The organism is Pseudomonas sp. R1-7, assembly GCF_051132105.1.
Taxonomy (GTDB): Bacteria; Pseudomonadota; Gammaproteobacteria; order Pseudomonadales; family Pseudomonadaceae; genus Aquipseudomonas.
Genome location: NZ_CP071661.1, coordinates 276,157 through 288,770 on the forward strand (window position 1 = coordinate 276,157; position 12,614 = coordinate 288,770).

Sequence of the window (12,614 nt, forward strand, 5' to 3'; positions counted from 1 at the left end):
AATCGGTTTTTTGCCTAGGACGTTTCCTAATCGTCCCAAATCCATACCCTTTGGGATTGCGTCTTGCCCGTAATGCAACGTTTTATCCATGGCTCTGAAATTCGTTCGGCTTGGCAGAGGACAAGCGAACGACTACCCCTGAGTAGGAGCCTTGAAAATGCACGCATCCTTGCAACTCGGCTATACCAACGAAGTATCCGCTGAATATCTAAGTCACATGGACGACTGCTATTTCAAGGAGCAACAACCGTCGTCGTTCATCGATGAACAACGGGCATACGTCAAAGCCCATCCGCCCACTGCCATTTACCGCGTCGCCACCGAGGGTAGCCAGACTCGCGACGGGGGTGTGGTCCAACAAGGGACTCTGCGGATGGTATTCACGCTCGATAGCGGTCAACAAGTATGCGCGGCGCGCAAGGGCGACCTCGTGGTTTATGCCGATGGACGAACGGCGCAAATCGTAACCACCGCAGGGGAAGCCAACAGTCACATTGCCCTGGTTGGCAGTCGCCTCAGCAATGGCGATGAAATCATCAACACGCCCCAAGAGGGCTTCTTGCTCTTCACCCGTGAAGGTGTGCCGATGGCGGAGGATTTCTTACCCGTCCTCACGCTTGCGGAGGTTCAGCCCCCGTCCTCGGATGTGGCGATGGAGAACGTGCGATGAAGGAGGGTTATTTCATAGGCCTGGGCGACAAGACCACCTGTGGCGGGAAGGTGCTGGACGGCAATAGCGGGGTCAATATGTTTGGCCTGCTGCATGCCCGTGAGGGTGATCACGTTTCCTGTGGCCGGGACGGGAAAACCTATCAGATCAGGGGCGGTATCGCGCACATGGTCAGCCACGGCAAGCATCTGGCTGGCACGTTGGACAGTCACAGTACCTGTCCTTGCAAAGCGCAGTTGATTCCCTCGGTGCACTGGGCTACCTACCGAAAATCGGACGTCGCACCGCAGGCCAGTCGCGCCGCTCAACCGGCTTCTCAACACGCCGTGGACGCGTCGATTGCACCGCGGCATTCGAGCTTCACCCCCTCAAGCCAACTGCCGTTCGGAGCATCCACCCGCCTGGAACCTCAGGAACCGGGCTTCTACGTCGTCCCTAAAAGCGTGAGCCGTGAAGCCTTGGAAGCCACGTTATTCCCCGCGCCCGACCCGCAGGTGATGCGCAAATTCCGAGCGTTGAACCCTCACCGCGATGTTGTAAAAGCCGGTTCGATGATCGTGCTGAGCGACCCGAACAATCTGCAATGTACCCGCGAAGAAGCTCAGGTGATGGCGGCAGCGGAAACAGTCAATGCCGCACTCGAAGACCTGACGGTCGAACAAGCCGATTTCATGCACCGCCACGCAGCCGAGATCGCCAGCTTCACCGGTCAGACCTCGACTTGGCTGGGTGTCAGCGCCGTGGTGATGGAAAAACACCTGACCAGCCTGCGCGACACCCTGCAAGCCATGGAGCGCTTGCATCAGGACAGCTATCGCCAGCACGGCCACCTCAAATCAGCGCAATTCTTTGCCGAACGCAAACTCCTGCTCGCCCAGTTGGATGCGCACTTGCTGAACTCCACCCGCCTGCGCGGCCATACGATACTGGGCGACCATCCCAAGTTGAAAACCGCTCTTGGCATTTCGAATCGCAGTCTGGTTCATCACTGGAACAAGGCTGGCGCGCCTGGGCAGATACCGGGGTATGCCACGCATGTGGAGGCGACCAGTCGTGCTGCGAAATATATGCAGATGGGTGGGTATGTCGGGATTGGGATTGGTGGGGTTTCTTCGGTGCTGGCGGTTCAGACTGTGTGCAATGGGGGGGCAGAGGAGACTTGTGAGCGGGTCAGGTTTACTGAAGGGGGTAAATTCGGCGTGTCGGTGGCTGGTGGTTGGGCAGGTGGAGAGATAGGCAAGTTAGCAAGCGGTCCAATTTGTTTGGCGCTTGGCGTTTCAACGGGAATTGGAGGTGTTGTCTGCGTAGCAGTAGTAATAGGAACTGGTGCGTGGGTAGGTACAACAATTGGTGGTAAAGGGGGTGAAATAGGAGGTGAAATACTGTATGAAAAGACCTTGCCATGATTGCCGCTGAGTTCTGGAAGTCTTGGCTAGCATTCTGGATTATGGTGGGTCCAGCCTTGCTAACGGTTATTGGTTTTGTATTTAGCTTGTACCTAAGTCACCGGCATCTGGATGCAATGATGGAGGCCCTGAAAAACAGCCGATACATATATCTTTGGGGCCCCGCATGGCGAGGTCGAGGCTGGTTTGGAGGCTGCGTATTGATCATTTCAATTGCAGGCATGGTGGTGTGGCCAAGGGCATATATCCGTATGGGTGATGTGAGCCCTGCTGATATCGAGAATTTCCCGCCCTCCTTGAAGCGTCTTTTGATTATCAAGGTGACGATGACGGTCATTTCCTTCACCGGAATGATAGTTGCAGCTCTGCTGGTCAAGTTCAGATAAATCGATGAGCAAGGTACAGAAGGCCTGCTTCGCAGGCCAGCGGGAGCAAGCTCCCTCGCCACGGGGGCGGGTGGGACGGGTGCCATCGCGAGCAAAGACACTCCCACAAACTCAGCAGAATCCCATCAGTTAAACGCGATGTAGAAATATCCCAGCGCCGGATCCCGCCCCATCGGCGGTACCCGCGACACGAACACCCCTTCGAGCCTACCCAGCTCCGGTACCTCCATCGCGCAGAGACCATCGACGAAGTCGGTGCTTTGCAGGCTGTTGAGCTCCACATTGAACGGAGTCCGCTCGGCGTTCGGCATCTTGGCCCTTGGTGTTTCTCCCAGGTGTTCGAATCGCACCGGCAGGCTGCTGCCGTCAGGCAGGGTCAGGGTTCGGGTCTGGCCCAGCAGCGATTGAAAGTGGCTGCTATGAACGCGCTGAAGCATATCGACACTCCACAAAGGCCAGAGGGCTTTCGCCCTCCAGCGGGTGATTAATTGCGGGAGGGGAAGAGGCCTTCGAGGGCGATGCTGAAGTTGATCGCCAGGAAAGGGTTCATGATCGCCATCGGCATGTTGCCACCGGTAGGGGAAACCGTTCCGCTGACCGTGGTTGTCACGCCTTGCAGTGGCACCGGCGAAGCGCCCGCTTGATCGGAATAAATTGCCGCCGAACCTGGCCCGGTGCCCGAGGTGCCAATGAACGAGTTGGTGGGCGTCGGCGTATTCACCGGGTTGCTGGCCGGGTTCGCCAGTTGCAGCGTGGTCGAGGCGCTGACGCCGACGAGGGCGTGGGTGTGATTGGGCAGGTTGTTGATGGTCGCGGTGACGTTTTCGGTGCCGGCGACCTCGCCAATGGTTCGCTGGCTCAGGCCCAGGCCGGTGCCCATGCCCATTGGCAGGCGACTCTGCAGGTTGGGGAGCGCGAAGGTGTTCTGGCCGTCACCCCCATAGGTGACGCCCAGCAGGGAGAACAGCGCCGAATTTTGAGCGATGCTGATGGTTTGCCCGTTGCACAGCGCCCAACCCCTGGGTGCAAAGTTAAAGGCGAACGATTGGATGGTGCCCATGAATACTTCCATAAATTCCTCGTCCTTCAGGTTTATAGGTCTCGCAATGCCCGGCGTTTGAAAGACAAGAGAGCGATCAGCCTGACTCCTTGATTCCCTGGCCTGGTCACGCACGGCTGAGCGTAGACGTGGATATTTGATTTTGCCGAACGAGATGGGCGGAAAAATGGCGGGACACGGCTTAATCGATTCAGGTTCCCCGAGCATCGCTACCGTCCATCTTTTTTACAGCATTCGGCCAATTTGATATCAAAGTACTACTAGGCGAAGATTGTTTCCTCGGCTACGCTTGGCGATACAAAGGGACTACAAACAAGGTGAAGGGATTGCCGCAGTTTCACTTTATTTCCGGTTTGCCGCGCTCAGGCTCGACCCTGCTTTCTGCCATTCTGCTGCAGAACCCGCGCTTCCATGCCGGCATGACCAGTCCCGTCGGCACGCTGTTCAGCAGCGTCCTGCAGCAATGCAGTGCCGGCAGCGAATTCGGTTCGGTGATCGATACCGACCTGCGCCGTCGCCTGCTGCGCGGCCTCTTCGATTCCTACTACGCCGACAAGGCCGACAAGCCAGTCATCTTCGACACCAACCGCCAATGGTGCGCGCGCCTGCCTGCCCTGCAGGACCTGTTTCCCCAGGCCAAGACCATCGCTTGCGTGCGCAACGTCGCCTGGATCCTCGACAGCCTGGAGCGGCTCTACCGCGCCAACCCGTTCGAAAATACCAAGCTGTTCAACGACGATGATGAGCGCAACACCGTCTACAGCCGTTGCGAAACCCTGGCCCAGCGCAATCGCCTGGTGGGCTTCGCCTGGACCGCGCTGAAAGAGGCCTACTACGGCGAGAACGCCGAGTCGCTGTTGATCGTTGATTACGACCTGTTGAGCCAGGCGCCCGAGCGCGTCATGCGGCTGGTGTACGAATTCATCGGCGAACCCTGGTTCGAGCATGATTTCAATCATTTGACCTATGACGCGCCAGCCTTCGACCAGGCGTTAGGCGTCGCCGGCCTGCACAAGGTCAAGCCCAGGGTCGCGCCGCAAGCCCGGCGGACCTTGTTGCCACCGGATCTGTTCGAAAAGTATGCCGAGTTGTCGTTCTGGCGCGATGGCGCTGCCAGCGCGGCCAATGTCATTCGTATGAAAACCGACGCCGCGGTCAGCTGATCGCGGTTTTTTTCATTGGCGTGTTGAAGAAGTTCGAGTCCAGGTGATCGTCATGTGGTGGAGCAAACGCAAATCGCGGGTAACCGAGGGCGCGCAAGCCCTGGCATCACCAATGATCATGTCCCTGGAGCCGCGAATGCTCTTCGACGGCGCGGTGGCGGCCACCGTGGCCGATGCGGCGCAACCGGAGGCGCAACCGACTGCCGAGGCGGCCAAGACGCCCGCGGCGGATCAGCCGGCCGACACGCATGCGCCCCAAGGCCAGGCCGACGCCACCGAGGCTGCCGTGCCGGGCAAATCCGTGGTGTTTGTCGATTCCCGGGTCAAGGACGCTGGCAGCCTGCTGCAAGGCGTCGCCCCCGGAACCGAGGTGGTGCATCTGGACGCCACCAAGGATGGCCTGCAGCAGATCGCCGATTACCTGGACAGCCACCAGGGCGTCAGCTCGGTACAGATCATCGCCCACGGCAACGCCGGTGATTTGTGGTTGGGCAACAGTTATCTGTCGGCGGATAACGTTCAGGCCCGCAGCGAGGTGCTGGCGCAGATCGGCCAGGACATGAACGCCGGGGGCGATATCCTGATCTACGGCTGCTATACCGCCGAAGGCGACCGCGGCTTGAGCCTGGTCAACTCGTTGGCGCAGCTCACCGGCCGCGACGTGGCGGCGTCCGACGACCGCACCGGCCTGGGCGGCGACTGGGATCTGGAAATCGCCACTGGCAACATCGAAAGCGCCAACGTGCTGTCGACCAATGCCATGAGCGAGTACCAATGGGGCCTCGCCACCTGGACCGCCACCAACAACCTCAATAGCGGCGTGGGTTCCCTGCGTGCAGCCCTGTTGTCCGCGCAGAACGGCGACATCGTCACGTTCAATAACACCATGACCGTCGCCCTGACCCAGGTGCTGGTGGTCGACAAGAACATCACCATCGATGGCGACCTCAATAACGACAACGTCGCCGACGTGACCCTCGACGGCCAGTACCGCACGCAGATCATGCAAGTGACGTCCGGCACCACGGCCACCCTCGATGGCCTGGTGATTACCCGGGGCATGGTGGCAGGCAACGGTGGTAACGGCGGCGACGATGCGCTGGTGTCTCAGGGCGGCGGCATCTATAACGCCGGCACCTTGACCCTGCGCAACGTCACGGTGACCGCGAACGCCGCGTCGGGCGGTGGTGGCGGCGGCGGTGTGACACCGCAGTACGCCGGTGGCGGCGGCGGTGGCGGCGGCGCGATCACCGGCGGCACCGGTGGCAAGGGCGGCGACACGCTCAACTCCACGGGCTCCAACGGCACGCCCGGACAGGGCGGCGCGGGCGGCGGATTCTTCAACATTGGCGGGCGTGGTGGTTCCACCACGGGTGGCGCGGGTGGTGCGGCGTATCCGGGCTACAGCACCGGTTCGGCCGGTGGCACGGCCTCCAGCGGTGGCTTATCCATTGGCGGTGGTGGCGGTGGCGACGGCTATAACGAAATCGGCGGCGCCGGTGGCGGTGCGGTCGGTGGTATCTACAACGATACCGGCGCGACCCTGCGGATCATCGGCAACTCGACCATTTCCAACAACGTCGGGGCCGGCGGTGGTGGTGGCGGCGGCGGGGCTGGCGGTAGCTATCTCCATGCGGGTGGTGCGGGCGGCGTCGGTGTTGGCGCGATTTGGAACAAAGGCTCGATCCTGATCACCGCCGCCAACTTCGCTGCCCTGGCCGGTAACGTCGGCGGCAGCGGCGTCGGTGGGACGAGTGCGGGCAGCGCCGGTGTTTCGCCAGCGTCGGTGGCCAACGTCTACGGCGATGGCGGCACCATCAATACCAACTATGTGCCGGACGAGACGCCGCCCACTGCGACGGTCGTGGTAGCCAACACCAACCTGAACTCCGGCGGCACGTCGACGGTGACCATCACCTTCTCCGAAGCCGTGACCGGCCTGACCGCGGCGGACCTGACGGTGCAGAACGGCAGCGTCGGCACCTTGACCAGTGGCGACGGCGGCATCACCTGGACCGGTACGCTGACGGCAGCCAGCAACATCGCCGACACCACCAACATCATCACCCTGAACAACACTGGCGTTGCTGACCTGGCCGGCAACGCTGGCGTCGGCACCACCGACTCGAACAACTACATCGTCAACGACACCGTGGCGCCCACGGCCTCGATCGTAGTGAGCGACACCGCCCTCAGGATTGGCGAGACCTCGACAGTCACCATTACTTTCTCCGAGGCCGTCAGCGGTTTCACAGCCGCCGACCTGACCGTCGCCAATGGCACGCTCAGCGGCCTGAGCACCAGCGACGGCGGTATCACCTGGACGGCCACGCTGACGCCGGACGCGCCAGTCACCGATACGTCCAATCTCATTGTCCTGAATAACACGGGCGTGGCGGACCTCAATGGCAACGCCGGCGTGGGCACGACCAACTCCAACAACTACGCCATCGACACGCAACGCCCGACCGCCACCATCGTGGTGGCCGACACCGCGTTGCGTGCTGGGGAAACCTCCGTGGTGACCATCACCTTCAGCGAGGCCGTGAGTGGTTTTACCACCGCCGACCTGACGGTCGCCAATGGCACGGTCACCGGCCTGAGCAGCAGTGACGGCGGCATCACCTGGACCGGGACGCTGACCCCGAGCGCCAGCATCACTGACACCAGCAACCTGATCACCCTGGATAACACCGGCATTGCCGACCTGGCCGGCAACGTGGGCAGCGGCACCTCCGACTCGAACAATTACGCCGTCGACACCCAGCGCCCGACCGCCACCATCGTGGTGGCCGATACCGCGCTGAACATCGGCGAAACCTCGCTGGTGACGATCACTTTCAGCGAGGCCGTCACCGGCTTTACCCTGGCCGACCTGACCGTGGCCAACGGCTCCTTGAGCGGGCTGAGCAGCAGCGACGGCGGCATCACCTGGACCGCGACGCTCACCCCGAGCGCCAGCGTCACCGACGCCACCAACCTGATCATCCTGGCCAATACCGGTGTGGCCGATGCGGCAGGGAACAATGGCAGCGGCACGACCAGCTCCAACAACTACGCGGTCGACACGCAGCGGCCCACCGCTAGCATCGTTGTAGCCGACACCTCCCTGAGCGTCGGCGAAACCTCCCTGGTGACCATCACCTTCAACGAAGCGGTGACTGGCTTTACCGCCGCCGACCTGACGGTCGCCAACGGCACGGTCACCGGCCTGAGCAGCGGCGACGGCGGCATTACCTGGACCGGTACGCTCACGCCAAGCGCCAGCACCAGCGACACCAGCAACCTCATCACCCTGGATAACACCGGCGTGGCTGACGCGGCCGGGAACGCTGGCAGCGGCACCACCGATTCCAACAACTACGCCATCGACACCGCGCGTCCGACCGCCACCGTCGTGGTCGCCGATCCGACCGTCGGTGCCGGCGAAACCTCGGTGGTGACCATTACCTTCAGCGAGGCGGTGACCGGCTTCACCCTGGCCGACATGACTGTCGCCAACGGCAGCCTGAGTGGCCTGAGCACCAGCGACAACATCACTTACACGGCGACGTTCACGCCGAGTGCGGGCGTCAGCGATGCCACCAACCTGATCACGCTCAATAACACGGGCGTGGTGGACGGCGCGGGCAATACCGGCAGCGGTACCACCGACTCCAACAACTACGCCGTCGACACCCAGCGTCCGACCGCCACCATTGTGGTGGCTGATACGGCGCTGAGCGTCGGCGAAACCTCGCTAGTGACCATCACCTTCTCCGAGGCGGTCAGCGGCTTCGACAATTCGGACCTGAGCATCGCCAACGGCACGCTGAGTGCGGTCAGCAGCAGTGATGGCGGCATCACCTGGACGGCCACCTTCACTCCAGCCCTCGGGGTCAGCGATACGTCCAACGTCATCGTCCTGAACAACATCGGCGTCAGCGACGCGGCAGGCAACACCGGTACCGGCACCACCAACTCCAACAACTACCAGGTCGACACCAACGTGCCGACGGCGACCATCGTGATTGCCGACACCACCTTGAGCATCGGCGAGACGTCGTTGGTCACCGTGACGTTCAACTCGGCGGTCAGTGGTTTCGATAACGCGGACCTGACCGTCAGCAACGGTACGCTCAGCACCATGAGCAGTACCGACGGCGGCGTCACCTGGACGGCCACGTTTACACCGAGCACCAGCATCTCCGACACCAGCAACGTGATCACCCTGGACAATACCGGCTTGATCAACGTTGCGGGCAACGCGGGAGTTGGCACTACTGATTCCAACAACTACGTGGTGGATACGGTGCGTCCAACGGCGACCATCGTAGTGGCCGACACGGCTATCGGCGCAGGTGAGACCTCGCTGGTGACCATCACCTTCAGCGAGGCGGTGATCGCGTTCACCACGGGAGACCTGACGGTTGCCAACGGCGTGGTCTCGGGGCTGAGCAGCAGCGACGGCGGCATCACCTGGACCGCGACCTTCACGCCGACCAACGGGATCAACGACAGCAGTAACGTGATCTCGCTCAACAGCGGCGGCATCATCGATCTGGCGGGCAACGGCAACGTTGGAACGACTGAATCCAACAATTACGCGCTCGATACCCAGCGTCCAACCGCCACCGTGGCGCTGAGCGATTCATCGCTGAGACCGGGCGAAACCGCCCAGGTGACCATTACCTTCAGCGAGGCCGTGACAGGCTTCAGCAACGATGACCTGAGCGTTGCCAACGGCACCTTGAGCGCCGTGAGCAGCAGCGACGGCGGCCTGACCTGGACCGCCACGTTTACTCCGGACTTGGGCGTGACCGACGCCACCAACCTGATCATTCTCGACAACACGGGTGTGAGCGATGCGGCCGGCAACACCGGTACCGGCACCACCGATTCGGCCAATTACGTGGTCGAGACTCGCGTGCCGACCGCCACTGTCGTGGTGGCCGACCCGTCGTTGAGCGTGGGGGAAACCTCATTGGTTACCATCACCTTCTCTGAAGCGGTCAGCGGTTTCGACAACAACGACCTGACCGTCAGCAACGGGACATTGAGCAATGTGTCCTCGACAGATGGCGGCGTCACCTGGACGGCAACGTTTACCCCGGCAAGCAATATCACCGACACCAGTAACCTGATCAGCCTGGACACCACTGGCGTCTCCAATGTTTCCGGCAACGCCGGTGTCGGCGTCGTCGACTCCAACAATTATGCGATCGACACCGTGCGCCCGGGTGCCACCATCGTGGTAGGCGACACCACCCTGGGCATCGGTCAGACCACGACCGTGACCATCAGCTTCACCGAGGCGGTGTCCGGTTTCGACCTGTCGGACCTCAGTGTCGCCAATGGCGTGCTGTCCAACCTTGCCAGTAGCGACGGAGGCCTGACCTGGACCGCGACCCTGACGCCGACCGCGGGGGTCAACGATGCCACCAACCTGATCCTGCTCGACGCCAGCAATGTGCAAGATAGCGCCGGCAACGCTGGCGTGGGCATCGCCATCTCCGCCAACTATGCCCTCGACGCTACCCGGCCTACCGCGACCATCGTCGTCGCCAATCCCAACCTGGGCGTGGGCCAGGCCACCCTGGTGACTTTCACGTTCACCGAGGCGGTGACGGATTTCGACCTGTCGGACCTGAGCGTCACCAACGGCGATTTGAGCAACCTGACCAGCAGCGACGGCGGCAGGACCTGGACCGCGACCTTCACCCCTGCGGCGAATCTCACCGACCCGAGCAATTTCATTGCCCTGGATAGCAGCAACGTCAGTGACTTGTCGGGCAACGCCGGGTCAGGCGTGGCGGTGTCCAACAATTACGCGATCGATACCGTTGTGCCCAACGATGTGAAGCCGCCGCCGGAGTTCCTGACATCGGACCCCGTGACGGTCATCCCGCCGTCCGAGGTGCCGCTGCAACCGATCGTTTTCACGCCGCCCACGGGCAATCTGGGTTCGCCCCTTGGCTTCCCGCCGCTGTTCGAGCAGCGGGATGTGGGGGGGCTTGACCCCATCGGCAGCATTTTCATCAACCGTGGCGAGTTGGCACCCAGCTATATCGCCCAGGTGTTCAGCAGCGACGCCGCCGGGGACGGCTCGGGACAGGGGTTCCTGGGCTTTGGCGGTGGCGACGGCGGCGTGTTCGGCAGCAGCACGATTTCCGGTTTGTTCAACCAGGGCGCGGGTTCGGAAGGCGAATCGCTGGACGCCTTCGACAACCAGTCGATCAAGGGCGGCGACGCGTCCCAAGGTGTGCGCGGGGTATTTGGCGCACCGACCCTGGGCCAGCAGCTGCAGCAACTCAAGGACACAGAACAACGCCAGGTGGATAGCTTGGCAATGGCTTTGAAACAGGCCGGCACCAGCCAAGCGCTGGCCTGAGTACTCCATAAAAAATACGGCAGCCAGGGGCAATCCAGGGATGAATAGAAGTCAGAAGTTATTCGGTATGAGTTTGCTGGCGTTGGTGGTCAGCGGTTGTGCGGTCACCAGCGAGCCGATCGATCGAAGCACCAGCGAACAGCGCGCCAGGACCGACCTGCAAAACATGTACAAGGACCAGGAGCCCCTCAGTGGTCCGCTGACGTTGCACCAGGCCATGGCCCGGGCGGTGAAGTACAACCTTGAAGGCCGCCTGAAAATCATGGAGGAGGCCTTGGCCAAGCGTCAGCTGGACTTGGCCAGCTTCGACATGCTGCCGCGCATGGCCCTCGATGCCGGTTATGTGGGGCGCAACAACGTCAGCGCCTCGAGCAGCCAGAGCGTGGAGACCGGTACCCAGTCCCTGGAGCCGTCGACTTCCCAGGACCGCGATCGTGAAGTGGCGGACCTGACGATGGTCTGGAACGTGCTCGATTTCGGCGTCAGCTACATCAGCGCCAAGCAGGCCGGCGACCAGCGGCTGATCGTGCAAGAGCGTCGGCGCAAGGTGATCAACACCATCGTCCAGGACGTCCGTTCAGCGTACTGGCGAGCCATGGCCGCCGAGCGTTTGCTCAAGCAGATCGACAGCCTCATGGCCCGGGTCGAGGCGGCGCGCCGAAACAGCCAGAGCATGAGCGAGCAGCGCATCGGTGATCCGGTGCAGGCCTTGGGTTATCAGCGTTCGCTGATCCAGGCCACCCGTCAGTTGGAAGAGCAGCGTCGGGCCTTGTCCCTGGCCAAGACCGAGCTGGCAACCCTGATCAACCTGCCCTTGGGTACCGAACTGACCCTGGCGACCCAGGACGAATATGCCATCCCGGAGCTCAAGGTCGACCTGGCTCGCCTCGAACAGGAAGCCCTGGCCAGCCGGCCGGAACTGCGCGAGCAGGATTACCAGACCCGCATCACCGCCGCCGAAACCCGCAAGGCAATGTTGCGCCTGTTGCCGGGGCTGGAGTTTTCCGCTGGCGGGCACTACGACAGCAACTCGTTCCTGGTGGAGCAGGGCTGGGCCGATTATGGGGTCAAAGTCACCTGGAATCTGTTCAATGTCATCTCCGCCCCGGCGGCCATCGACGTGGCCAAGGCCGGTGAAGAAGTCGCGGCGGCGCGGCGTCAGGCGATGTCGATCGCTGTGCTGGCGCAGCTGTACGTCGCCAATGCCAACTACCGCGAAGCCTTGCGCCAGTTCAAGACCAGCCAGGAACTGTCGGACATCGACGGGCAAATCGTCGGCCAGCTGCGCAGTCGTCATCAGGCTGCAGGCATCGGCGAACTGGACCTGATCCAGGGCGAGCTGAACACCCTGCAGGCGGACCTGCGACGGGACCTGGCCTACGCCGACCTGCGCAATGCCTACGGGCAAATCTTCGCCAGCGCCGGCCTCGACCCGTTGCCGAACGAAGTGCAATCGACCCAGGTGCAGTCGATTGCCACGGCGTTGGCGAACCGCGAAGCGGCCTGGGCCCAGGGTGACATCACGGTGCCGACGTCGCCGGTGGCGCAATAACGGAGCA

The 12,614-nt window shown here is 62.1% G+C and carries 8 protein-coding genes; 6 read left to right on the forward strand and 2 right to left on the reverse strand.

Annotated features, from left to right (window positions below; genetic code table 11):
* Positions 1–157 precede the first annotated feature (157 nt).
* From J3P79_RS01265 to J3P79_RS01275, 3 genes are read left to right on the forward strand one after another with little or no spacing between them, the layout of a single operon-like run.
* Complete coding sequence (locus tag J3P79_RS01265) at positions 158–670, forward strand: hypothetical protein (RefSeq protein ID WP_039594629.1); 513 nt, start codon at positions 158–160, stop codon at positions 668–670.
* On the forward strand, positions 667–2,076 hold the full coding sequence (locus tag J3P79_RS01270; RefSeq protein ID WP_434607537.1) for a PAAR domain-containing protein: 1,410 nt from the start codon (positions 667–669) through the stop codon (positions 2,074–2,076). The genes J3P79_RS01265 and J3P79_RS01270 overlap by 4 nt, the downstream gene beginning before the upstream one ends.
* Positions 2,073–2,462 carry a hypothetical protein gene (locus tag J3P79_RS01275; protein WP_039592587.1) on the forward strand — a complete coding sequence of 130 codons (390 nt, stop codon included), beginning with the start codon at positions 2,073–2,075 and terminating at the stop codon, positions 2,460–2,462. Before J3P79_RS01270 ends, J3P79_RS01275 begins: the two co-directional genes overlap by 4 nt.
* 125 nt (positions 2,463–2,587) lie before the next feature.
* Here J3P79_RS01275 and J3P79_RS01280 read toward each other — a convergent pair whose 3' ends face one another.
* Entirely contained in the window at positions 2,588–2,899 is a 312-nt protein-coding gene (locus J3P79_RS01280) for a DUF6916 family protein (protein ID WP_045154777.1), read from the reverse strand.
* Between the two features lie 47 nt (positions 2,900–2,946).
* The gene (locus tag J3P79_RS01285; protein WP_434607540.1) at positions 2,947–3,534 is read right to left on the reverse strand and encodes a phage tail protein; all 588 of its coding nucleotides are present in this window, start codon (positions 3,532–3,534) and stop codon (positions 2,947–2,949) included.
* Between the two features lie 305 nt (positions 3,535–3,839).
* Between J3P79_RS01285 and J3P79_RS01290 the strand changes: the two genes are divergently transcribed.
* From J3P79_RS01290 to J3P79_RS01300, 3 genes are read left to right on the forward strand one after another with little or no spacing between them, the layout of a single operon-like run.
* On the forward strand, positions 3,840–4,685 hold the full coding sequence (locus J3P79_RS01290) for a sulfotransferase family protein (protein WP_434607542.1): 846 nt from the start codon (positions 3,840–3,842) through the stop codon (positions 4,683–4,685).
* 52 nt (positions 4,686–4,737) lie between these two features.
* Positions 4,738–11,055: an Ig-like domain-containing protein gene (locus J3P79_RS01295; RefSeq protein WP_434607543.1), complete on the forward strand. Its 6,318-nt coding sequence runs from the start codon at positions 4,738–4,740 to the stop codon at positions 11,053–11,055.
* A gap of 40 nt (positions 11,056–11,095) precedes the next feature.
* The gene (locus J3P79_RS01300; protein WP_434607545.1) at positions 11,096–12,607 is read left to right on the forward strand and encodes a TolC family protein; all 1,512 of its coding nucleotides are present in this window, start codon (positions 11,096–11,098) and stop codon (positions 12,605–12,607) included.
* Positions 12,608–12,614 lie beyond the last annotated feature (7 nt).